At 41.1% G+C, this 24,014-nt stretch carries 24 protein-coding genes and 1 pseudogene; 5 read left to right on the plus strand and 20 right to left on the minus strand.

Annotation, left to right across the window (positions count from 1 at the left end; all coding sequences use genetic code 11):
* Nucleotides 1-163 precede the first annotated feature (163 nt).
* The 9 genes and pseudogenes from ACPW7N_RS08265 to ACPW7N_RS08305 all read right to left on the minus strand — a co-directional run bounded on the left by ACPW7N_RS08265 (nt 164) and on the right by ACPW7N_RS08305 (nt 7,520).
* Entirely contained in the window at nt 164-790 is a 627-nt protein-coding gene (locus tag ACPW7N_RS08265) for a class I SAM-dependent DNA methyltransferase (protein ID WP_425650579.1), read from the minus strand.
* A 173-nt stretch (nt 791-963) separates the two neighbouring features.
* A complete protein-coding gene (locus ACPW7N_RS08270; RefSeq protein ID WP_425650580.1) occupies nt 964-1,776 on the minus strand; it encodes an ABC transporter permease in 813 nt (270 codons plus the stop codon).
* Nucleotides 1,745-2,767 carry an ABC transporter ATP-binding protein gene (locus tag ACPW7N_RS08275; RefSeq protein ID WP_425650581.1) on the minus strand — a complete coding sequence of 341 codons (1,023 nt, stop codon included), beginning with the start codon at nt 2,765-2,767 and terminating at the stop codon, nt 1,745-1,747. The genes ACPW7N_RS08270 and ACPW7N_RS08275 overlap by 32 nt, the downstream gene beginning before the upstream one ends.
* A 12-nt stretch (nt 2,768-2,779) precedes the next feature.
* Entirely contained in the window at nt 2,780-3,589 is an 810-nt protein-coding gene (locus tag ACPW7N_RS08280; RefSeq protein WP_425650582.1) for an ABC transporter permease, read from the minus strand.
* 12 nt (nt 3,590-3,601) lie between these two features.
* Nucleotides 3,602-4,648, minus strand: coding sequence for an ArsR/SmtB family transcription factor (locus tag ACPW7N_RS08285; protein WP_425650583.1), 1,047 nt, complete (start codon nt 4,646-4,648; stop codon nt 3,602-3,604).
* Between the two features lie 225 nt (nt 4,649-4,873).
* A pseudogene (locus ACPW7N_RS08290) lies at nt 4,874-5,218 on the minus strand (MOSC domain-containing protein); the annotation flags it as partial.
* A gap of 199 nt (nt 5,219-5,417) precedes the next feature.
* A complete protein-coding gene (locus ACPW7N_RS08295) occupies nt 5,418-5,996 on the minus strand; it encodes a TMEM175 family protein (protein ID WP_425650584.1) in 579 nt (192 codons plus the stop codon).
* 167 nt (nt 5,997-6,163) lie between these two features.
* Nucleotides 6,164-6,421, minus strand: a complete 258-nt coding sequence (locus tag ACPW7N_RS08300; RefSeq protein WP_425650585.1) for an SDR family oxidoreductase — start codon at nt 6,419-6,421, stop codon at nt 6,164-6,166.
* Nucleotides 6,422-6,470: 49 nt separating this feature from the next.
* Entirely contained in the window at nt 6,471-7,520 is a 1,050-nt protein-coding gene (locus ACPW7N_RS08305; protein ID WP_425650586.1) for an NAD(P)-dependent alcohol dehydrogenase, read from the minus strand.
* A gap of 205 nt (nt 7,521-7,725) precedes the next feature.
* Here ACPW7N_RS08305 and ACPW7N_RS08310 point away from each other — a divergent pair, with 205 nt between their 5' ends.
* Complete coding sequence (locus ACPW7N_RS08310; RefSeq protein ID WP_425650587.1) at nt 7,726-8,271, plus strand: TetR/AcrR family transcriptional regulator; 546 nt, start codon at nt 7,726-7,728, stop codon at nt 8,269-8,271.
* A 523-nt stretch (nt 8,272-8,794) separates the two neighbouring features.
* Here the strand turns inward: ACPW7N_RS08310 and ACPW7N_RS08315 are convergent.
* From ACPW7N_RS08315 to ACPW7N_RS08340, 6 genes are all read right to left on the minus strand, one after another.
* Nucleotides 8,795-9,103, minus strand: coding sequence for a hypothetical protein (locus ACPW7N_RS08315; protein ID WP_425650588.1), 309 nt, complete (start codon nt 9,101-9,103; stop codon nt 8,795-8,797).
* 633 nt (nt 9,104-9,736) lie between these two features.
* The gene (locus tag ACPW7N_RS08320; protein ID WP_425650589.1) at nt 9,737-10,300 is read right to left on the minus strand and encodes a hypothetical protein; all 564 of its coding nucleotides are present in this window, start codon (nt 10,298-10,300) and stop codon (nt 9,737-9,739) included.
* A gap of 1,395 nt (nt 10,301-11,695) precedes the next feature.
* The gene (locus ACPW7N_RS08325) at nt 11,696-12,172 is read right to left on the minus strand and encodes an NUDIX hydrolase (protein ID WP_425650590.1); all 477 of its coding nucleotides are present in this window, start codon (nt 12,170-12,172) and stop codon (nt 11,696-11,698) included.
* 54 nt (nt 12,173-12,226) lie between these two features.
* Entirely contained in the window at nt 12,227-13,048 is an 822-nt protein-coding gene (locus ACPW7N_RS08330; protein ID WP_425650591.1) for a DUF2785 domain-containing protein, read from the minus strand.
* Between the two features lie 49 nt (nt 13,049-13,097).
* Nucleotides 13,098-13,427 (minus strand): low molecular weight protein tyrosine phosphatase family protein, encoded by a 330-nt coding sequence (locus ACPW7N_RS08335; protein WP_425650623.1) that lies wholly within the window; start codon nt 13,425-13,427, stop codon nt 13,098-13,100.
* Between the two features lie 12 nt (nt 13,428-13,439).
* On the minus strand, nt 13,440-14,063 hold the full coding sequence (locus ACPW7N_RS08340; protein ID WP_425650592.1) for an NUDIX hydrolase: 624 nt from the start codon (nt 14,061-14,063) through the stop codon (nt 13,440-13,442).
* 187 nt (nt 14,064-14,250) lie between these two features.
* Between ACPW7N_RS08340 and ACPW7N_RS08345 the strand changes: the two genes are divergently transcribed.
* A complete protein-coding gene (locus ACPW7N_RS08345; protein WP_425650593.1) occupies nt 14,251-14,697 on the plus strand; it encodes an aminoacyl-tRNA deacylase in 447 nt (148 codons plus the stop codon).
* Between the two features lie 68 nt (nt 14,698-14,765).
* On the opposite strand, the gene map is transcribed toward ACPW7N_RS08345, so the two are convergent.
* From map to amrA, 3 genes are all read right to left on the minus strand, one after another.
* The gene (map, locus tag ACPW7N_RS08350; RefSeq protein ID WP_425650594.1) at nt 14,766-15,509 is read right to left on the minus strand and encodes a type I methionyl aminopeptidase; all 744 of its coding nucleotides are present in this window, start codon (nt 15,507-15,509) and stop codon (nt 14,766-14,768) included.
* Nucleotides 15,510-15,529: 20 nt separating this feature from the next.
* Nucleotides 15,530-16,540 carry a LacI family DNA-binding transcriptional regulator gene (locus ACPW7N_RS08355; protein WP_425650595.1) on the minus strand — a complete coding sequence of 337 codons (1,011 nt, stop codon included), beginning with the start codon at nt 16,538-16,540 and terminating at the stop codon, nt 15,530-15,532.
* A 156-nt stretch (nt 16,541-16,696) separates the two neighbouring features.
* The gene (amrA, locus tag ACPW7N_RS08360) at nt 16,697-18,100 is read right to left on the minus strand and encodes an AmmeMemoRadiSam system protein A (protein ID WP_425650596.1); all 1,404 of its coding nucleotides are present in this window, start codon (nt 18,098-18,100) and stop codon (nt 16,697-16,699) included.
* Nucleotides 18,101-18,268: 168 nt separating this feature from the next.
* On the opposite strand from amrA, the gene ACPW7N_RS08365 reads away from it, so the two are divergent.
* Nucleotides 18,269-18,637: a hypothetical protein gene (locus ACPW7N_RS08365; RefSeq protein ID WP_425650597.1), complete on the plus strand. Its 369-nt coding sequence runs from the start codon at nt 18,269-18,271 to the stop codon at nt 18,635-18,637.
* Between the two features lie 151 nt (nt 18,638-18,788).
* Entirely contained in the window at nt 18,789-20,393 is a 1,605-nt protein-coding gene (locus ACPW7N_RS08370; protein ID WP_425650598.1) for a flavin monoamine oxidase family protein, read from the plus strand.
* 85 nt (nt 20,394-20,478) lie between these two features.
* Here ACPW7N_RS08370 and ACPW7N_RS08375 read toward each other — a convergent pair whose 3' ends face one another.
* Nucleotides 20,479-21,822 carry a DUF6183 family protein gene (locus ACPW7N_RS08375; protein WP_425650599.1) on the minus strand — a complete coding sequence of 448 codons (1,344 nt, stop codon included), beginning with the start codon at nt 21,820-21,822 and terminating at the stop codon, nt 20,479-20,481.
* A gap of 55 nt (nt 21,823-21,877) precedes the next feature.
* Nucleotides 21,878-23,164: a M48 family metalloprotease gene (locus tag ACPW7N_RS08380; RefSeq protein WP_425650600.1), complete on the minus strand. Its 1,287-nt coding sequence runs from the start codon at nt 23,162-23,164 to the stop codon at nt 21,878-21,880.
* Between the two features lie 155 nt (nt 23,165-23,319).
* Between ACPW7N_RS08380 and ACPW7N_RS08385 the strand changes: the two genes are divergently transcribed.
* Nucleotides 23,320-23,979: a DUF1361 domain-containing protein gene (locus tag ACPW7N_RS08385; RefSeq protein WP_425650601.1), complete on the plus strand. Its 660-nt coding sequence runs from the start codon at nt 23,320-23,322 to the stop codon at nt 23,977-23,979.
* Nucleotides 23,980-24,014 lie beyond the last annotated feature (35 nt).

Genomic DNA, 24,014 nt, shown 5'->3' on the forward strand with positions numbered 1-24,014 from the left:
GTTGCAACTTCCCAAGACGAAAAATGGAAAGTAAAATAGTTAATAAAAAAATTTTTAATAATAATTTCATTTGAGGATATTGTTAATTATTTTAAATAAAAAAAGGGATTTCCATAATTATTGGAATTCCCTTGATTCAATTAAAGCTCCGAACTGCTTTTCTTTACTTCGAAATTACAAATACTCCACCACAATGAGAAATAGGATAATATTTACATGTACAAATATTTTTTAACGCTGAGTTTATTTCATCATACACAAAATAAAATTCGTCATTATCCCAGTAATCTGCACTCTCTTTTTGACAGATTTCAAGTTTTTCTCTCGTTTCAAAAGAAATATCCCCAATAAATATGTTACCGTTCTCCTTGAGTAGGACTAACAGGCTGGAGAGTAACGAGATTTTTTCTCCATCTGATAAGTGGTGTAATGCATATGTGCTTACAATTGAGTCATACTTGTTTTTTAAAATTTCTTCAGGTAAACCATTTTTAATATCACATTCAATTAAATTTGCCATAGGCATCTTCGCTTTTGCAATGTTAAGCATACTAGATGAAAAGTCTAATCCATCTATCTGGTGACCATTTTCATAGAGTTTACTTGTTAAAACACCTGTTCCAAACCCTATATCTAAAACTCTAGAGTGCTCTTTTTGCATTACTTCATTAAAGATAGTGTTTAGTATTTTTTTGTAACCAGCAAAGGGATAAAGATCATTTTCTTCACTGACCTTTACTGTTTTATCATAATGATCTGCCCATAAATTAAATCCTTGTTTCTTTAACACGAATGCTCCTCCAAACATATCATTTTGCGAGCATTCCATATAAACTATGAACTACTCATTTTGAACACCGATAATAACGTACATTAAATTATTTTTGAAATTTTTCATTAAAACCCCACCCTTCACTAGATTACCTATATTTTATCACAAATGTTGGAATATTCTTCAAATCATTAGAACATAACCCAATTCCCATGTTTTCGTGAATGTTGCTCCGCACGTTGCAACGTCCGAAAGGTGGTCAAGAGGATCAGTATATTGAGCACGGTCAGCACCAAAGCCATCCACCACCACATCTGGGTCACATGTCCATTCAATGCCTCCCGCAGCATGAACAGACAATAGGTCACCGGAAAGAAAATGGACAGCAATTTCGCCCAGATCGGGAAAACCGCAGGAGGAATCCGAACGCCTCCAAACAAATCCATAGGAGAATGGAAAATATAGTAGAGAAATCCAGAGTCTCTGGAAAACAGGCAAATCGAGCAGAGAAATGCTCCCCAGATTACGGCTGAGATTGTCATGAAAGCAAGCGATAATACCAGGTACCCCCAGTTCACCTGCCCTAAATCAGCAACCAGGAGAAAGGTCAGCGCACTAAAGACAAAAAACATCCAAATGCCGTTGAACAAGGAATATACCGAACGACCGAACAAAAAGGCTATTTTGGATGCAGGAGTAAGATAAATTATTTCTAAAGTGCCTTGTCTTCTTTCCCACTCAAACGTCCATGCCGACTGTACAACGGTCCAAAACAACTGAAAAACCATAAATCCACTTACCAGAAACAACGGAATACTCCCTTCCCCAATCACTTGGGCCAAGGCAGAACCGCTTCCATCCCGGTACGGCTTCATGGCGAAGTAACTGGTGAAGAAGGTGAGTACAGGCCAGAACAACAGGGAGAAAAACACCATTTTCCCTCCCGACAGTTCACGATGCTGTTTGGCAATTTCAGCTCGAAAGGTTCTCCAGAACGGTTTCATTGCGCACTCCCCCTTCCGACAGCATGATGATGGCATCCTCCAGGGAAGGCTTTTGAATCGTGAAATGGATAACTTGTAAGCCCTGCTGAATAAACCAGGACAACAGCTTCGAGACCAACTGTTCTGCTTGGGGTGTTTTGATTTGCAGCCTTGTCAAATCATCTGTGTTTTTATCAGCAATAACCGCCTCTTCGGAAAGATGAAACAAATGGCAAAGCTGATGCTTGCGTCGATCTTCCCAACCAGTAACATCAATTTGAATTGTTTGGTAGCCTGCTGTCTTTCGTATGACTTCTGCAGGAGAATCACAAAGGATCAGTTCTCCTTTATTGATGACATAGACTCGATCACACAGTTCTTCTACTTCTTGCAAATAGTGGCTGGTTAACAAAATTCCTCGTCCCTGTTCTTTTGCCAGCTTGCGAATCAATTGCCGTAGATGACGGGCGATCGGCGCATCCAGTCCGAGAGTTGGTTCATCGAGCAGGAGATAATCCGGTTGATTGATCAGTCCTCGTGCAATTTGCAGACGTTGCTTCATCCCTTTGGAATACCGTTCTACTGGTGTGTCCTTCGCTTCATTCAGCCCAACTTCATCCAGTAAATACTCGACACGCTCCTTGATTTCTGAATCATTCAAACCATACAAACGGCCGAAATAGTGTAGATTTTCTCGTCCAGTCAAACGCATGTAGAGCATCCTCTCGCCACCAGCGATCATGTTAATTCTTTCTTGTATTTGCTTTCTATGTGAAATGATATCTAGTCCATCTACAGTAATGGAACCCTCTGTAGGCTCTAACAGGGTGGAGATCATTTTGATCGTCGTTGTTTTGCCCGCACCGTTTAACCCTAACAGACCGACAATCTCTCCTTGATGAAGTTCCATACTGAGTTTTTTCACCGCTTCGACCTGTTTCTTTTCCGAGCGAAACCAGCCTCGTTTTTCCTTGGTCTCATATACTTTCCTCACAGCATCTACGTTAATCATACATATCCCCTCCTAAGCCATATGTCTTTCAAATACCGTACGCTCTACCTGACGATTCATGAAAAAGCCGACCAGTGTATACACCACACATAAAATCAAATTAGTCACGATACGTTCGGGTTGCTCCCAAACAAGCCCGCCTGTAAGCAAACTGTCGCGCAACATGTCAAGTGAGCTCGTCAAAGGGAAAATTTCACCTAACCACTGCAAGGGAAGCGGCAGATATTGAACAGGAAATTGAAAACCACATACGAGAGCGAGAATCGAAAAAAGTGTGTTTTGCACGATGTAGGTATCCCGTGTATACAACATGACTGCCCCCAGCACCATTGCCATGGAAAAACACGAGAGGAAAAATAAAACGATACCGATTCCAACAGAAAGCCAATCAGCCAATGGTGTACGAAGCCCGACCCAAAACCCGATGAGAGTAACAGGGATGAATACCAACATCATCCGATACAGTTGTTGAATGGCCGTACCAAGGAAATATCCCCATCGGCTTGCTGGGGCAAGCAGGATGACCTCCAAGGTTCCTTCCCTCCATTCGGTAATGAGAGCACGAGATACATTCATCATCATTGTGACCGAGAGAGTACTTAACACTCCCCCGATGATTGCAAAAGTCAAATAATCATTCGACCCAGTAAATTGGGCAAATCGATGATCAAGCTCTCCTTTGATGAGATACGTGTAGGCAAAATAAGAGACCAGCACGATATATAATCCGTTAATAATGTGACCAAAGGTAAATGACCAGGGATACGCCCTAAGATTGTCAGTCTGGTTTCGTACGATGGTGGCTTTGGCAACTTGCCACATGCAATCAACCTCCTATTGTTCTAAAAATTGCCTCAAGTAGACCAATATCATTTCTACTTCTTCTGGCACCAACCGATAAAATACATAATTTCCTCTTCGTTCCGTCGTTACATAATTGGCTTCCACCAACATTTTCAGATGTTTGGAGATGGCTGCTTCAGAAACCTGATGGATTTGCGCCAACTGTTGAGTACAGTGAGGCTGTGTATATAACGAGTGCACGATCTTTAAGCGAGTTTCATCAGACAACGTTTTAAACATTCTGATTAGGTCTGCGGGTACTCCACCACTTTTTACTGAACCCGGAACACGGACATCCAATGGCACAGTAACAATCCCGTCTTTATATCCAATTAATAAATGCGGATGGACAAAGGAGGACGGACGAACCACAATTCTTTTGATTTCCTGATAGGGGTACCGATACATCGTTGCTTTTTGCATGTAAAGTCCATCTTCTTTGACATACAGACGTGGGTGAAGCTGCGCTAACGCCTGCACTCCGTTTCGCTCAACCTTTTCCGTGAAATCTTGTTCTGCCTTGACCAACCAGGGCTCAATCAACCTCCATTCTTGTTGAAATGATTCGTCCCAATACTGTTTGAGCGCGCTGACAATTCTTCGTCGGATTTTGGTAGGCTGGTGCAATGCCGTTTTTTGACGATCATTCAGGGTGGTTTTCCATGTTTCGTCTTGTCCGCGCATCCATAGGAGTATTTGTGAGAGTGAAAACCGTTGATTGAACAAGATTTGCAAGAACTCTGCTTCTGGCATTTGCTGGATTTGCTGAATCGTCTCCATCGGGGTTACTGACCATTTTGGCTCCGTCTCCGCATCCAGTATGGCAAGCCACTCGTGTGTCCACTCCCCCAGTTCGTTCCATTCATTGATGAGTGATTGGGGCAGAGTCTCATTCAAGTGTGCAGCCCACTCTACACGGTATACATGGTGCTCTGGTCGATAAAGAACATGTAAACTCACCACCATTTCTGTAAAAGGAGAAGTTTTTACTATGGTTTTTTTCCTGATCAACTCTTGTAATAGTCGATTATTGTTCATTTTCATCACCATCTCATTTTGATTAACCATACAGTTAATTAAATCAGGAAAAACCCAAAATTTGAAATATAATAATTAGATTTTGAAGAATTGTCAAAGGGATTTTGTTAGCATCTCAATAAAAAAGATCGGGACAATTTAATACTTGCAATAAAAAAACAGATGCCTAAAGCACCTGTTCTTACATACTTGTTTAACTGTTTCTTTTTTTTATAAATGGCTATGTCACCCTAAGATTGTTTCATCACCGTCTTTTACCTCACCGCTGCATTCCACTTTCGCCCAAACACTAAATTTTGCACTGTTATAGGATGCCAAACTCTGGAGAACCCTGCTATCCTGTTGTAGATCTTCTTGCGAATTGTTCAGCATGACGCACCTTGGGAGTGGGGCAATAATTCTAAGGATTACTGACGGTCCAATTTTGATTGTTCGATCCACCCAATCGTCTTCGATATATTCAGTTGTTTCTGTATCAATTAAAAGATTTGCCCGAAACCGGCGAGGGTCGACTGGCTCCCCTATTTTCTGACTAAGCATGAATAAGGCAGAGGTCGTAATAATACTGACAGACCCTTCGTCTCGTTAGTTCAACAACTTTACCTATTACTCATGATACGTTTCTACGCGTTGTCTTTAACGGAAAGCTCTTGAAAAACAGCCTCGAGTTTGGAGAATATTCATGAACTTCCATCTTTATTATTTCTTCTTTATTTGGACAGTGATTTTTGCTATCATATTTAGCTTCCGATACTTTGCTCAGGTCCAATTATTGGCTTCTCAAAATGTGCTCGATTCGCTTTTCCGGCACGACCCAGATCGCAGCAACGAGGACGTAAAAGAAGCCGGATACCCATGGACTCACATACGAGGTCAAAATCGCGATCAGGTAGAGAAAAGGAGATATTTTCACCTTCCAGTCTCTGCCCATTGACTTTACGAATGAAGATTCGCCGGAATGCTGGCTAATGATTGCGAGCTGAAGCAGCCTGTAAGAAATCGCTGCAAGCAGAAGAATGATCCCGTACAATGCCATCGGAGCGGGTGCAAAATGGCTTTCCCCCATCCAGGCGGTCGTAAACGGAATAAGAGACAACCAGAAGAGTAATATCAAGTTGAGCCACATTAGCCGCCCGTTCATTGTTCGAATCATATGCAACAGATGATGATGGTTGTTCCAGTAGATGCCGACATAAACGAAACTGAAGATGTAGCTAAGAACTTTTGGGCCTAGTTCGATTAACGCATGCCAGTCGTGGCCTTCCGGTACTTGGAATTCTAGCACCATGATCGTAATGATAATCGCCAACACGCCATCGCTGAACGCTTCCATCCTGTTTGCTCTCATCTAGTGATCACCTATTTCCCGCTTCTCGCGCTTAATTGATCTAATGAGTACTTCGTGCCATTTGACTCCATTGCTAATGTAAAAGAATCCGAAAAGGCTAATGATGTAAAAGGATGGTATCATCGAACCACATTATAAAACCAAATCCTCCGTTCATACCCATATGGTTACCAATCGATTCGTTTTCCATCTCTGAAGAATTCCCCGTTAGGTCCTTCTGGCCCAATCGTCACTAACCAAAGGATAGACTCAGCAGCTTGCTGAGGGGATATTGGTGCAGATGGTCCACCCATTTCCGTACTTACCCATCCCGGATCAACCGCATTTATTTTGATATCACTATTGATTTCTGCAGCTACTAATCGTGTCAATCCATTCAGGGCAAGATTAGACAACTTATAAGCAGCTGACCCTTGATTAGACATTTCACTCATCGCAGTTGGCGTTTCTCTAATATTTTTCCAGCATTATTCGTTATTCCATTTCCATCGTGCTGATGTCGATTACAAATCGATAACGGACATCTGAAGCTAATACGCGCTCCCAAGCCTCATCAATCTGCTTGGCTGAAATCACCTCGATCTCAGGGACTATGTGGTGTTCAGCGCAAAAATCAAGCATTTCCTGAGTTTCACGGATTCCACCAATCATTGAACCTGCAAAAGACCGACGATGAGGGATAAGTGAGAATACTTGAACTGGCAACGGCTCCGCTGGCGCACCGACATTGACCAATGTACCGTCCAGCGCTAGCAAGGAGAGGTAGGCATTAATATCGATCTTAGCGCTCACCGTATTCACGATAAGCTCGAATGAACCAGCCAATTTCTTAAACGTCTCTAGTTCACTCGTGGCATAATAGTGGTTCGCGCCAAGCCGTAAACCATCTTCTTTTTTCTTCAATGTTTGTGATAAAACTGTAACCTCTGCCCCCATTGCATGAGCGATCTTCACTGCCATGTGTCCAAGCCCACCAAATCCAACAACAGCAACTTTCTTACCAGGAGTAACTCCCCAATGACGCAGCGGCGAATACGTTGTGATTCCAGCGCACAGCAGCGGAGCGGCTACGTCAAGTTCAATACTGTCAGGAATTCGGACCACGAAATCTTCCGTTACGACGATGTGGGTGGAATAACCACCTTGTGTATAGTGCCCATACCGGTCGATAGCTCCATAGGTTCCCGTATTTCCATTCAGGCAATACTGCTCTTCTCCCTTATGACAATTAACACATTCTCCACAAGAGTCAACCATGCAGCCTACCCCTACTCGGTCGCCAACGGCATACTTTGTGACTTCTGAACCAATCTGGGTGACGATTCCGGCGATCTCGTGCCCAGGAACGAGAGGATAGTTAACCGGCCCCCAATCACCACGGGCAGTATGGATGTCAGAGTGGCAAATACCAGCGTATTTAATTTCAATAAGGACATCATGTGGCTGGAGATCCCTACGTTCTATTGTGGTCAGTTTGAATGGACCCTCTGGATTGAATGTAGCTCGTGCATTAGCAGTAATCATAGTTTACCCTCCTGTAATCTATGGAATATTGGTTATAAACAGCATGCATAAAAACAAGAAGTTTTTGTTTAATCAACTCATGTCTATTATTATAGTTATAAGAAACTGGCCATCAATGGTTAAAAAAGCGTAATCTGTTGATATATCAACACATTGTTCAAAAGTGTTGATTATTTAAGGAAAGGAAAGTTTGGTGGAGTTAACGATGGCAAAACTGGATCGAAGAATTCATAAAACACAAGAATCCTTGAAAAAAGCTGTTATTGAACTGATGACAGAAAAAAATTTTGATGACATTACCATTCGGGACATCGCAGACCGGGCGAACGTAAATCGCGGAACCATTTATCTTCATTATCAGGACAAATATGATCTATTAGATAAACTTATAGAAGCACATATTAATGAATTAGACGAGATGGGAGAATGGGCATGTAAACTGGATTGGGGTGCTGCCCTTGAACCCTTTTTTGAATACTTCGAGAAAAACTATTTATTTTTTTCGACGATGCTGGCGAGCAAAGGAGCCCCTTCTTTTCGAACGCGGCTTCTTGATTTTTTTATGAAGGGTTTCAAAGGTGAAATTGATAACGAAAGCGGAAAAAATACGGATTTAAGTGAAGATATTATTCTACAATATGCCGGGACTGCTTATGTTGGGGTAATTGAATGGTGGATCAGGAATGATATGCCCTATCCGCCGCGGGTAATGGCCAAACAAGTTGGGGCTTTGTTAGGTAGAAGTCTATAGGTCATGGATAACAAGAGCGCCCTGCCTTAGTCATATCTAGTGTATGACTATTTTTTATACTTTACTTTATTCTCTCTGAACATAAAAAGCCGTTTGAATGCCCTTCGTTCTATCGGGCATCCAAACGGTTTTTATTTTTTCAGTACGTCAGTGGAGGCTGGGGGTTAGTGACCACCTCAAAGTACCGAATATCACTATGCTAGGTAAACAACCTGATCACAATTACCTATTCAACTACTTTGACTATATATGGAGATTTTCCCATCCATAATAGACAGATACTTTTACTTCATCTTCCGACTGATCCTTTTAGAGTTCTCTTGAAGTATTTATTGAGATTTAGATTCCGGTTAGTTCAGTTATATATTATTTTCTTCTATGTAATTCGTCGGTCTTATTCCTGGTTAAAACTGGTTTTGAATAGGAGGGGGTAATCAATTTGGTGTTGTTCAAGTAGCATTTCCTTTACTTTAATTACACCGTTTCACAATCCTTCTTACAAACTACTAAAATTGACATCCTATTATGCTGCCCTGTCACGATAAATATACAATGTAATTACATTTAATATGATTGTACCGATGAGCAGAATTGCTGGAACAGATGCGATAACACTTACTGTATCCATAAGAGCAGACCAATCCTCAGCCTTTACACGTTCATAGAAACTACAAATTTGGAAAAACAACGAAATAGAACAAGCACTAATGCTCACAAAAGAAAGAGTAACCCAATTTCTAGAACGCTTATCATATCTAGATATATTAATAGCTGGAAGAATCCATGCGATTGCTCCAAGCACAAGGCTACCAAAATTTAGCCAAGCAATCATAATCTAATCCCCTTTTTATATTAATTTTCTTCTTTCTTGTCCGACTATCCTTCCCAATTGTTGAGAAAACGGCAACCAGTTAGACAGGCTGCCGTTCTTTGTATTTTCTTCTTGGGCGATAGATCCCCGTTAGCTCAATACACTGATAGGAACTCTTTGCTTATTAGTTCTGGTAAAGTATTTATTGCAAATTGATCAGGAATTCTCTCATTAACAAATACAGCCCGATACTCGTCTTCTTCATTATCCCAATCCCAAGCATGTTCAACAAATGTTAGTATGTACTTCAATTCTTCAAGCTTTCGCCCTTGTTCCACAACACTTCAGAATCCCTTGGATATATATAACTATAATAAGTACTTTCCTCTCTATTTATGAAACCATCAATCTCATCACAGTATTCCATATCAACAATTTTATCAAATTCGTTATTCAAAAGATTCCTTAGGCATACCTCAGTTGTAGTTTAAAATAGCCTAAAAAATTTTGTTTGTTTTTACTTCAGCATATATTGTATCTATAACTCTTCCCAACCCTTCGAAATTTTTGATCTTATTTTAATGATTGAATCCAATGGTTTTTCACTTTAAAAGCAACTATACAACTTTGTGTTTGCCTTGTGAAATTCAAATCCTATTTCATGTTCTCAGTAAGCCTTACCGCCAACTCCGAAGCCGCTTTTGATGATAAATCGTCTCTAGATTTTCCACCAATCGCCCAGCCACTTGGCCCGTTATAGATAGTTAAAATGCATTTATATTGATCTTCAACGAATACTTCTATTACATAAATGGGATCTGCATCTACTTTTGGGTTTCCAAACATATTACGCAAAGAAGTCATTAGCTTTGCTTCATCTTCATCAGTATATACATCAAAATTAAGTATTTTTGATGTTCCACCTATATCGATTGGATTAATGGCAACCTTATAGACAAAATCATCTATTCTTTGACCATTGCTTTGAAATTCTTTAAGTTCTTTATTCAATATAAATTTAGAGAATTCTTTACTAATCGGATCTACTTCATACCAACCTTCCAAAAGATTATTATCAATCCTTCGGATGGTTACAGTTTGTTTTCCATCTTTCTCTCCTTCAATAGTTAGAAAATGCTTTTGCTGTTCAAACCATGGACAATCATCGGTTACAACTTGCAATACATCCACAGGCATTTTAAAAGCACCTCCGCTCAAATTTGATCCCACCTGCATAATTATTAGAAGACTAGATAATAACTTAACAAAATTGGCTATTATTAATCACTCCTACCTTTTATTCCCTTATTATTCTATATTAATATCAATTTGTTGTAAGATATTTACGGTGATAAAAAATGATAGTCTTTCAATCTGATATTTGTTCAAGATGTGATCAAGACAAACAATTCACAAAATCGTGCATCGCTTCTCCAGTTGTCTATCCTGATGGAGAATATCCGCCTATTATATTCGGTGAAGAGAAGTATTATGACGTTACCTATCAAAATTGTTATGACTGTGGGGTTCTTGTAGGCGGATACCACCATAATTGGTGTGAAGCAGAGGCTTGCGGGAAATGTGGAGATCCCCTTCTTATTTGCTGTTGCCCCTAAATTCACTACATTACCGATGTGATAAATTAGTTAGTTATTAATCATCCTGTTCTTCTTTTTTAGGTTTATCTGCACCACACTTATGACAAACTTCAATACCCCACCTCGGCCTACTAACCCAAAAGTCCTCGCCGCAATACGGACTTTTCATATTCTTTCCCCTCAATTCTGGTTAACTATTGTGTTAAATTAGAATAAAAGACTTTAAGGTTGTGAACAAATGAATAGTGGATTTTTAAAACAATGGTGCCTTAAACATGAAGTCGAAACCAGGTCGATCAATGCATTTTGGAAATGTTTTCGGAACTACCAAAGTGAGGACACCGAAGAATTCAATTCAGTATTTGGTGTTGACTTTAAGGCAGAAGAATTAACTGTCTCACTAAAAGAAGTAGCCCTTTTCATTGATAGATGGGATGAGAACACAACATATGAGGCTATTTCGTACTGATTTGATTACGTTGTTTCATATATTCCAATTGTTTTTAAAAATAAGAAACTTGGAGTGTACAAACTATTATTTAATCTTGATGGAGAGAGTTTTGATGATTTCTTCATCATTGACTAAGTACACATTAAGCTAAATCTATTTCTTTCCACTCACCCCATGATTTGAGTGATAAAATTGGAGTGAACTAAAGGAAAGGATGGATCTCAAATCTTAAATTTTCTAGGAGACTCATTATATTTTTTATTGTTATTTAATGTTTTGTTGCTTGTCGTGCTACGCTTTAAAAAAATGAATGAAGCGTTATTAAAGATAGTGTTTGTTATTTGGGTCTTAATTACTGGATTAATTGTTATAATATCGATTGTATTTGGGTTACTTAGAATGACGATTTATCATAATTGAGAATGAGTTAAAAAAACCACTTACTCAACTATCCTGCCCGTTAGCGTAACGAGCCTATGAGTCCAAAGCTTTATTTTTCAATCTAATATTTTATTTTCAAGTCTAAAACATTATTTTCTCGGAACAATCGTAAGACTTCTTCAACTAGTTTTTGATATCACGATGAACAATGTGGTTTACAGATCCACTTTCAACCATACTTAGCTCACTAGATAAAAAATCAGGACGAATATTGTATTCCACAAGATCTTTGATTGGAATCCATTTATTGATGTATCCACATTCTGCACCGACGAACTCATCTTCATGAGTAACTAGAAGAGAATCTTCAGGCAGTGTCACCAAGAAATATAAGCTGATTTCGTGAAATCCTTTGTTATCTAGTTCAAAGAAGTTTTCCACAATCCAAACCAGCTTGCTCTCCTTGATAATAACACCGTACTCCTCGTTCATTTCTCTCTGCAGGGCTGACTCTGCCGTTTCAAACAGCTCCACTCTGCCACCGGGGAGAAACCAATAGTCTTCGCCTACTGCTTGTTGAAACAGTACCCGGTTGTTATGTATGACGATCCCTGCTGTCCGATAATTAAATTTATTATTTTCTACGTCGAATGAAAGCATTGTTTTCCCTTTCTAGTAAAAATTCCTTTATTTCTTTTCGAATGAATGGCAGCCCTACAAATTGTAGTATCGAGGATTGAATCGGTGCTCAACTGCAAAGATTGCTTGCTCCTCGCTCAACAAGCCTTTTTCTTTTAGACGCAAAAACAAACTCCGTACAAAATGTTTAAAGTTAATTCGTCTGTATCGCAGTCGCATGTCTTTCTCAGCGGGTAATTCAACTTGATTCAACCACTCACAGATTGTCTTCAGTGAGACCTTCTCTAATTCAACCATCGCCGTTACGGCTGTAGTCATCCGCTCGTCCTCTTCCGTATTAAAAACATCGGGCGCATTTTCTAGCAGTGCACGAAGTCCACTCCATAAGTGCTGACATTCTTCTGCCCCTGTATACCTGCTGCGGACACACTCATCAATTGCATCAGACACATGGGCTGCTGCATGAGCCCAGCCTTTTTCCTCATCATATCCTCGAAAATCACGTTCTTGTTTACAATAGTTTACAAGCGTATGCATGGTACTGCGAAAGGTGGACTCTAGCAAAAACTGATCCCGATTATCTCGAATAAGTAATAAAGCGATCAGCAACGACGAAAATGACCGTAAAAATACACTGTCAGTACCTGACTCGCCGACATGTTTCAAAAGCATTTCATCAGAAATTGCGTAAACCAATAAATTTTCTAACTGTTCATTGATAAGCCTGCTTTGTTCTACTAGCCAGTTTTGTAAAATATCATAGCCTAGATCATCACGCAATTCAGGGTCAGTCGAGCCGAGTACTTGAACAACTTTTTGAACCATTGTATATTCTTCTACTCCCTCGGGAACTGCGTATCCATTCACTACGATTTTTCGCAACTCATCCTTGATCATGCATTCAACTCCCCTTTTCCTCTTTTTTTTTACGATGATCCTAGAGCCTTCAATCAGGAACATCAATATAGTCACCAACCCTGACTTTTAGTATCTCAATGAGCTCATCATCCATGTACTGATAATCGTCTGGTATATCCAGATTGATCACTTTCTTATCAAAAAGAATCTGACCAAATTTATCTTTTAGTCTTCTCAAATGCTTTTTCTCCATGACAAAAATTAGATCTGCCCAACCAATATGTCCACTAGTTACTTTGATTCTAGCCCCATCTTCAGTCCCAGCAGACCTTACGTCATAGTTGTTGAATCTATGAAAAATTTTTTCTGCTGTCGGACTACGCCATTTATTCTTGCTACAGATAAATAATATCTTGATAAAAACTCACCCTTACTTCATTAAAATATTCAGGTTCATCATATTTGAAAAAACTGCTTCGTAATAATTCCGATGGTGTGGTACGAAATCTTCGCTAGTGAGCATCGTTGTAACAGGCTGAGATTGACCATTTGTTTCTTCCATGCCTGTTGCTTCAATGCTTTTCTTTTTACCCATGATCAACTCTTTTAAGTCATTTACCTTGACCAGATAAATACCCGAAACTTCTTCTTCTTGAAGTGAGAAATCTGTGAAATCATTGTCACTCAAATAGATGAATGTATGACAAAATTCTCTGTCTGTATAGTCGGCAGTGATAATTTCATTGGCAACAATACCCATTGGAATAAGCTGTGAAAACTCAACGTTGATCCCAAGTTCTTCCTTCACTTCTCTGATCCCATCCTCAGGAGTTTCATTGCTCAGCAGATGTCCTGCTGCTGTGACATCGAATGTTTCGGGGAAGGTGTCTTTTCCTTTTTGTCTTTTTTGCACAAAGACGTACTTGTCGTTATCGATTACCTTCACAAACCAGCAATGAAAGGTGTGATGCCAAAGCCCACGTTTATGTACTTCCTTCCGTTCTGCTGTGCCAATCTTCAGCATTTTTTCATCAAAAATATCCAATAATTCCATTATGAACGCCTCTCTGTATGAACTAGTTGATTATACGTTTCAATCTTGCATGGAAACCAATAACTTTTTACCAATTTATACCGAAGCCTGATAATAGACAAGTTTTTTTGGACAAAAACCATTCAACAATTTTCCAAAATGTCTGTGTTACAATGTAAAAAACCATTTTTAGGGAGGAAATGCCGCCGTGCAAGATTTACCATTACTTTTGCAAGAAAAAGGCATCAAATATGAAATCATCCAACATCCAGTACCGATTCGTTCGGCCCAACAGGGTGCTGAGTTTTTTGGAATCGAAATTGGACAAACAGCACCCACGTTAATTCTGGAAACGGAGAAAGGGTTTTTCACTGTTATTTTTTCCGGAGATCGGGGTCGACTCGATTTGAATAAAGTAGCGATACTTCTCGGATGTGAACAAGTGAAGCTGGCAAGTCCACTAACCGTTGAAAAAGAGACGGGCTATTCCATCGGTGCTGTACCGATGGTGGGGCTTTCTTTCCCTTGCCTGTTTGATCGTCAGCTTTTTCACTTTCCTTTCATCTATGGAGGCACTGGAGATGTAAACTCGACGCTCAAGATACCACCTGCATCCGTCGAACAGCTCAATCCAGTCGTTGCCTACATGGAGTAAATTTTTCGCTGAACAAACAAACAGCCCATCACCATTGAATCATTGGTTTTTGGACTGTTTGGTCATTCTTATGCCGTTAAAATAATCGGTTTCCCTTTTGTAATCACAACGGTGTGTTCGTATTGTGCCACAAAGCTCTTGTCTGGAGTGATCAGTGCCCAACCATCTCTTCCGTCTTTTACATATTCCGCTCCAGTGGAAATAAAGGTTTCTACGGCAAGCACCATACCATTGGTCAGTAATCTCTTGTCTCGTTTGTCCCAGAAATTAAGGATATGGTCTGGATCTTCGTGAAGTTTTTTGCCGATTCCATGACCTGTCAGGTTTTTGATAACTGTAAATCCATTTTTTCTTGCTTCGTTATGAACCGTTCTACCGATCTCGCTTAATTTTGATCCTGCTTTTGCGGAATCGAGCGCTTTTAACAGTGACTCTTCTGCCACCTGGCAAAGAGAGTGCTTGAAATCTTCACCTTTCCCTACGACGATGGATGCTCCCGTATCTGCATAATAGCCATTGAGTTCTGCTGAGACATCGATGTTGATCATGTCTCCCTCTTTTAATACGTAATTATCGGGAATACCGTGGGCAACAACATGATTGATACTAATGCAAGTGTAGCCTGGGAAATCATACTCAAGCTTGGGAGCAGGTCTGGCACCGTTACTGATCAGGATCTCCCCGCCAATTTGGTCCAATTCCTTGGTTGTAATCCCTGGTCTTACCGCTTTAATCATGGCTTCTCTGGCTTTCGCAACCAGGCTTCCTATCTTTTTCATACATAATAAATCGTGATCGTTTTCAATGGACATTATATTTTCCTCCTTTGTAATTACGATTGTTTTTCATCAGATACATTCCTGTTACTCACCGTTGAACGTGGTATCAATTGGAAAGGTAGCTGTACCTTTTCGGTTTTCTCACGCTCACCTGTAATTTGAGTATGAAGAAGGCTGAGCGCACGTCTCCCCATTTCCATCATTTGATTATCAACAGTAGTGATATGCAGTATTTTGGCTATGGGTTGATTATCGAAACCGATGATGGCGAGATCGTCGGGAACACGAATTCCATTTTGTCTTGCCTCCATGATGATGCCGGCAGCGACCTGATCACCTGTTACAAGCAATGCAGTCGGGCGTTGATCCAAGGACATCAGGCGTCGAACTACCTCTACTCCCTCTTCCATTCCATAACAATCATAGAATGTCCATTCATCTCGTACTGGCTCACCAATTGAGGAAAGACAATCCGACAGTGCTTTCCTTCTGGTTTCGCTACTATTGCTGTAATAGCGAGAGAGGCAAACACCAATCTGTCGATGACCATGTTCGATCAGGTACTGGATGGCAAACTGGAAGGCAGCATAGTGGTCTAAAAACACAGATGAAATGGAGTCAGATTGTACGCTTTCACACGCCACAATTGGCCCAAAAGATGAATATGGTTCGATTTGATCCCAACTGAGTGTCTTCGAACAGATGATCAGCCCATCAATCTGTTTTTCCCGCAGCAGCTCGAGAGCTTTTGTCTCTTCGTGCTCTTGATAATCGGTTTGGCAAAGCAATAATCGATAATTATGGCGAAGCGCTTCTGCTGTAATACCTTCCATCATACTAGAAAAATACGGATGGTTCACATAGGGCAAAAGTACACCGATCATATTTGTTTTGCCTCTGAGTAGGTGTACCGCATTTATATTACGGGAATAATTGAGTTGATCCATCGCATCCTGAACGGCTTTGCGCTTCGTTTCACTCACATAAGGGAAATGATTGAGGACACGAGAGACAGTGGAAACCGACACTTTTGCCTGCTTCGCAATCTGTCTGATATTTGCCATTTTCTCACCCCCAGCATTCCTGCATCCACCGATATTTATTCAAAAAAACAATTTGACATGAAATGCGTTTCATACGATACGCTAGGTTTGCAAGATATTACACCAATCCGCTGATTCGCGTAACCCAATGGGGCGTCAGGATCATCGGGTTGTATCTTAATGATAACGCACAACTTCAAATCGGTACATCGTAAGCTGGTGCTGATCCTCCGGGATGCCAGCTTTTTCTTTTGTATACCTGATTTGCTCTTCTACCGAATCCACACCTTCCAAATTGGGCAGTAAAAGCCCAGAACGCTCACCGTCTGTAATGATAAGACCATACTTTTGAGGATCCAGTTGCCGTGTATCCTCGATTTTTTCTGCCGGAGCAAGTACATCCACTGAGTATTCCAGATTGTCCAGTTCATCAGGTTCGATTGGATAAAACCGATCATCTTCTGTACCCGCTGCGATTGCATTTTGAATGATCTCATCGGCTATGTTTTCTGTAGTAGGCTTTGTCGTACCAATACAACCGCGCAGGCGGCCATTTTGTTTGATCGATACGAAGCAACCTGCCTGTCTCTCCATTTCAGGCAAAAGCGTTGTAAGTTGGATCATCCGTCCTTCTCGGACAAACGTCTCTATTGCCATCCGTGCCAGTCGAGCAAAATCCGATTCATTCTGGCGTATTAGACGCATCCGCTCCGATCTGCTCCTTCTCATTTCCGCGAGCACCGATACCGTTGACTGATCTGTCGATTGGAAGGTGGCAATGGTATATCCTACGCCGAAAGGACATTCGTAGGAAACGGTTTCTGCTGCCAGTCGAACTCGATCAAAAGCTCCCAACAGCAGGCTAAGTGAGCCTAACGTATCTTCTGCTGCTTTTTCCACAAACCCAAAATCCAGATCATAAAGTGACATCCAGTCTGAGCTTCTGATCGCCTCTTGTAGTAACTGATCAAAGGCCTGTCCTTCCTCGGAAAAACCTGCCGGCGCATCTGCACTCAACGCATGGGAATTGTCCCCGCTTGCAATAATCACTGCTTTTCTCCCTGTAGCCTCGATTGCCTGACGAATGCACATTCCTGCTTGATACATCATCTCATGCGGTACAAAACCTGGTGATAAAAGTACTGCTTTTCCTTTATAGCCTGCTTGCTGTAAATAATGTAACGGAATAATAGCACCGTAATCGAGCTCTTTACGAATACGAAACTTTTTTTTCATCGGTTCCTGTAACAAAAATAGCGGAGTATTCTCCTTGCTGCCGTATTCGGCGATTCTTTGAGCTAACTCACGATCATTTTCGATTACGTACGAGCGAGAAATCCTAAAATCGTTTAAACTACCAACCAACTGTTCACCATCCATGATCGTGACAGCGTCTTCAAACATCGGGCCATGCGGTGAAATCAGAACGACAACATCGGGCTGCAGGAGTGCTAGTTCTTGGCAAACCTTCTGCATGGCTAGAATGGTTCGCTGGACAAGCTTTGTATCTTCTTTCCCAATCTCAGGAATGATCAATGGCGGATGAGGCAGTAATGCACCCATACGAATACTTCCGTTCATCGTTTTCCGCTCCTTTTTCTGAGAAAAATTGTCTTGTGATAAGATGGTAATGATTACTGCCTGTTATACTCGCCGCAAACTGGTACATTATACCATTCATTGTTACCGACTGGAAGGATTCCTTCCAACATACACGATTTTAACTTATTTTATGTAGGAGGAAACGTCATGACTGATATACTCATGAGCCCTGAGTTAAAACAAAAGACAGAAGAAGAAATTCGCGGACTTACTTTTACCAAAAACTTTCGCTCGGCAACTGCTGAGGAATGGTATGTTTTTATGCCAGGATTCCAAGACCCCCAGACGGGAGGTGCTTGTGGAAAAGTGATAATCCATTACGATCTGATTGGCAATCGGGACATACATATCAATACGACGGTCATTTTCGACGATCCCCGCTTGTACAATCCTGCGCTCCATCCACTGGTCTACTCGGTGGTTGATGAAATTGTCAATCGTCTGGTTGGTTATGCCAATACCCTTTTATCTGTTCACGCTGGTGAGAATTCCTACCAGGCAGAATATTGTAGCTAAAGCTTGGACCCGGTACGCATGTTATCGGGTCTATTCTCATATTTTACCGTATGGAGAGTACATGTCTTTCAGGTCTTAATCCCGAATTAGTTTTCTTACTATTCTTACTATTTTCCATTACGTGCAGTTATCAGTTGAAGGAGGTTTTTGAATGGCTCGAACCCCACTATTACAACAACTTCAAAAGTCTTTGTTTGTTGCCCGTGAATCATTACGGCGCAATGTCTCCGTCGATCAAGTAATCGATGAGCAGGCACAAAAATCACTGACCAGACGAGAATTTTTGCAAAAAGCAGCGATGTATTCGGCTGCCCTGTCCGTTCCCAGCTTTCTCTGGAATCTTAGTGGTTCCAATGTACACGCCGCCACTTCACCCAAAATTGTTATTGTGGGAGCAGGTTTAGCTGGACTCACCTGTGCCTATCGCTTGAAACAGGCAGGAATTAATGCTGAAGTGTACGAAGCATCCAATCGTGTTGGCGGGCGATGTTGGACACGTCGGGGCGACTTTGAAGACGGACAGCTTGCTGAACATGGCGGCGAATTAATTGACCAGGGACACACGCAAATCAGACAGTTGGCACAAGAGCTTGACCTCACCCTGGATAATCTTCTCGCCGCCGAGAAAAATGGCACAGAACCGCTCTACTTCTTCGATAACTCCCCTTACACATATGCACAAGCGACAGCAGACATCAAAGAAATCTGGAAAAAAATCCACCAGGATATTTCCCAAGCCAGCTACCCCACGCTATACAACAGCTATACCGAACGAGGATATGAACTGGATCAAATGTCGATTATCGATTGGATTAACGAAAGCGTGCCTGGCGGAATGGATTCCAAACTGGGCAAATTGCTCGATGTAGCCTACAACATAGAGTACGGCGGTGAATCCAGTGATCAAAGCTCTCTAAATCTGCTTTATTTACTGGGATATCGGGGTCAAGGCCAACTGCGAATTTTTGGCCCTTCGAATGAGAAATACCACGTGCGTGGCGGAAATGACAAGATTACCACCAAATTAGCAAAGAAAATCGATGGTCAACTCACTACCGGCGAGGAATTAACTGCTGTCCGCAAAAACAGTAATGATTCGTACACCCTTACTTTTGAAAGCGGATCGAGATCCCGAGATATCGATGCCGATATTGTTGTCATGACGGTACCCTTCAGCATCCTTCGATCTTCCGTTGATTACCGCAGTGCAGGTTTTCGTTCATTAAAAGAAACGGCTATTGAAGAGTATGGATACGGAACGAACTCGAAGCTGTTTGTCCAATTCACTGATCGGCACTGGGAAGAGCTCGGCTGCAATGGAGATACCATGTCTGATACAGGGTATCAGAACACATGGGAAGTATCACGAGGTCAAAGTGGTGCATCCGGATTACTTGTCAATTACACTGGAGGACATTATGGAGACAGCTTCGATTCGGGAACACCAAGCGATCGTGCAAAGCAATTCCTTGAACAAATCGAACCCGTTCTGCCTGGTTTGTCGGAGAAATGGAACGGTCGAGCAGAAATCGACTACTGGCCGGGATACAAATGGGCCAAAGGTTCCTATTCCTATTATCGGGTGGGACAATTCACCAAGTTTGCAGGGATTGAACGTGAGCCGGAGGGCAACTGTTACTTCGCAGGAGAGCATACATCCATCGACTTTCAAGGATATTTGAATGGTGCGGTAGATACGGGGGAACAAGTGGCAAAACAAATTGCTGCCAGTATGAAAGTGAGAAAAAGAAAATAACAAACGACCACGATTGGGAAATGAGCCAGCAACTCGTCATAGAATTGTTGGCTCTTTTGTTATTCCTTGTTATCCTGTTCCAACTTTAGTCAGTATCAGTAGCTGCAAGAATAGCAATCGTTGTTCCGTCATTTCGCAACACGCCAATTCCTAGGTCCCACGCAACACCGTGGAACCAATTAGAGGCCGCATCAAAGTAATACCAACTGCTTCCTTTAAGAAGTGAAAGCACTTCAAGATAATCCGCTTTTTCAGATGCGCCCACCAACGCCGCAAGTGTGCGCCATGCTTCCAAACGTCCGTAAGCTCCTCCTGAACCATTGGAGTAAGCATCACCATTGGCAGCACTCGCATAAAGGAATTGAAAGGCTCGTACTGGCGAAATACGTTCAAAGTAAATATCTGTCAGACTTGCCCCCTGTAAACTGTCAAGGGACAAGCGAGTGAGCACATGCTTGCTCAGTTGGTTCGCTTGTATCGCAGCATCCAATTTTATGATTTTGCACTCGTTCCGATTCCAGTGTCTTGTTGCCGTTTGGACTCGCTGACAATCCTCATCTGTTTGAAGCTGAGTTATTGATTTAATCACGTTTGAAGAAACCTGGTGCCGGATCTTGGCACACTTCTCAGAAAGTATGTACGTAAAGAAATATGGCAGGAAAATCTTGTATATATCATAGAGGAACTGTGGGTACTTCGAGAATGGCAGACTCCGCAAACGAAGTTGCTTGATTTTTCTCAGTCTTTTTTCGTAATACCGACGATTACTCTTGTGAAAAGGACCGTATGGCAACGAACAGTTTCCAAGCCCCTCTTTATTATACTCGCGGTTATCCAACGTTTTCTCGATTTCAGTAAGTGCAATCGGTAGCCACGCCAGTTCGTGATTGTTTCGCTTCAAAGCAGCGTGGAATTCTAAAACAATTGGCTCACTCGCAATATCCATTCCTCGTGAAATCATTTCATACACCATAATGGATAAGGCTTCTTGGTATTCTTCTATCGAACGGTACCTATTGAGGGCCTCTAGTAACTGTTCTTTTGTGTGGCCGGAAACGAACAAAGCCATGAAAAAACGGAGATCCCCTAATTTTCTTCCATTTCTTGTTTCCCTTTTCTTGGGCAGCACGAGCAGATAGTACAAACTATCAATTCCCGAAAGGTAGGCTAGCCTCGCTTCTGTCCGATTCAAAAGTGACTGAACTTGAAAATAAAATGTCATTTTCCGATTTTGTATGTCTTCAGGTAGATCTGCCAAATCTTCAGCCAGAATTGCTTGTGTAGTTTTTTCAAGTTGCATGATTACTTCATAAAGACGTTCCGAATAGCCTTCCTCTGCCCATCTTGTAATCGTTTTGAGTATCGTGTCATAGTCATACTTCCATTGATAATCGGATTGTTCTAGTAACGAGAGCACCTCATGCTGCACTTTTACACCTCTCTATCCTCGTACTGCTTTGAAAAAAATGCATCGACTCCACATTTTAATAGAAGAAATCTGCGTTAGTTTTATAAAATGCAATACAGTTTTTGTTTTGCCTTTCTTCCAACTGTTGCAATTCTTTTTGCAGTAAGGCCTGTACCCCATCAGAAAGGGTGTATGCTGGATTCTTTTGTCCTCTTTCGGAAAGAAATTCAATTCTTTTTGATGTAGGAGGATGAGTTGAATCAAGTTGAGAATTTGTCATGTTTGCTATTCTATGAACTCTTTCTAATTCATTTGCAGGTATGTATTTGAAATGATTTCTGAGCAGTTCAAAAACGTTACTATCCTCTTTCGATAGAACTGCCTTTTGCATTACATATTGGAAAGAGTCATTCAGATGAAGCTTTTCTAACATTTTTATTTTGGCATCAACTCCACTAACAGTTGTAGCAAGATAATCAGCCAAATATTCCGCTCGTTGTTTGTTAAACCATAGTAAATGGACAAGTAAGTAAATGATGCCATACAAAATTTTGGATAGACCAAGGAGTAACAAATTTACTGGAACCATTGCTAGATCAATCAACGATGGAGATGGATCAAGGATGTGGTCGGGACGAATCATCTCATGCCAGTTCATTAATGTATTGATTGCTGTCCCCATGAAAAATCCTCGCTCGAAGTCTCCGTTTACACCATGACCCAATTCATGCGCGATCAGAGCTACTTTTTCTTCCGGTTCCAAGACGGCTAGTAAGGGAAGACCGAGATGAATAAATTTTTGACCCTGGATGCCGTAATGACAGTAAGCAGCATTGTATTCAAAATTCACGGTCAATCCGCTTACTCTTTTAGCACCGAGCTGATCGGCAATATCATCAACGATTTTGTACAAGGTGGGAAATTCAGCTCTTCGTAAAATTTCTTCATTCACTTTTCCAAATTGCGGTCGGGTTACCCACGCTATAATGAAACAGATCGCAGCTCCAAGCATGATAAAAAACTTGCCCCAACCTATGTAAGCAAGCCATACACCAAGTAAACACACGGAAATACTAGTGAAATGAACGAGAGTAGCAATAAGATAGCAAAACAAAGTAGAAACTGTCGGCTTGTTCTCTATTTTTCGACCTGCCTTCATCTGTGCCAACAGTTGATTTCCAAACTTCAATCCGTACTTCAAATAAACCTTTGCAAATAATCCTGTATCCTTTTCTTTCTCTAATGGATTCAGATTCCAATTACAAGAATCGCACCAAACGACATATCCTTTATTTACAATCATTTCGTTGTGACAGGTAGGACAATACTGAATAGCCGTGCCAGTTTGTTCAGGATAAGACATAATAATCCCCCCATTTTTTACAAAATTCTATCTCTTTCGCATCTTTTTTTAAGTATAAAAGCTACCCCAAAAATTAACAACAATGCCATTCACTATTTAAGATCCTTTCTATTTGTGTTACATTATTTTCCTGAAGAAGTATTAGGAGTGAATGTATGAGTATTTTCCAAACAAACAGCCAACTAGTAAAACTAATCCTCGCATTACTATTCGCATCATGTATTTGTGGAGGTATGGCCTACTTTCGAGTGTACCAAGAACAAAGCACCATCTATCTCTGGTTGATTCGTCCGAACCTCGTTCTTGCGTGGATTCCACTGTTCTTTGCAGTCCTGATTCACCTGATCTGGACAGTAAAGAAGCGAATATCTTGGAGCATGATTCTATTGGCCGTACCCTGGCTGCTTTTTTTACCGAATGCACCTTATATCGTCACTGACCTCGTGCACCTCACGTATTTAAAGGGAGATATCTCTGTCTATTTTGATCTGATGTTGAATTTTCTCACGGCATTTACTGCGCTTTTCATCGGGTTTCTTTCCATCTATCTGCTGCAAAAAATTATTCAGGCAAAGTTCCAATCGTTCACTTCCTGGATATTTGTTTTGATGATCCTTTTCTTATGCAGTATTGGCGTTTTTCTCGGGCGTTTCTTGCGATGGAATAGCTGGGATATTGTCTCTGACTTTAGCAACATCATCATCGACAGTCTGAGGGTTATGAGCCAGATGCCATCTCTATTTTTCCTTGCAATTTTTACGGTTTTCCTGATTGGCACCTATGCAGTGTTTTATTGTAGTGTACGGTTGAAATAAATTCACTTTTGGGTCTCCTCGTACCAAACGATGAA

The organism is Brevibacillus nigriterrae (genome assembly GCF_049846925.1).
Lineage (GTDB): Bacteria > Bacillota > Bacilli > Brevibacillales > Brevibacillaceae > Brevibacillus_H.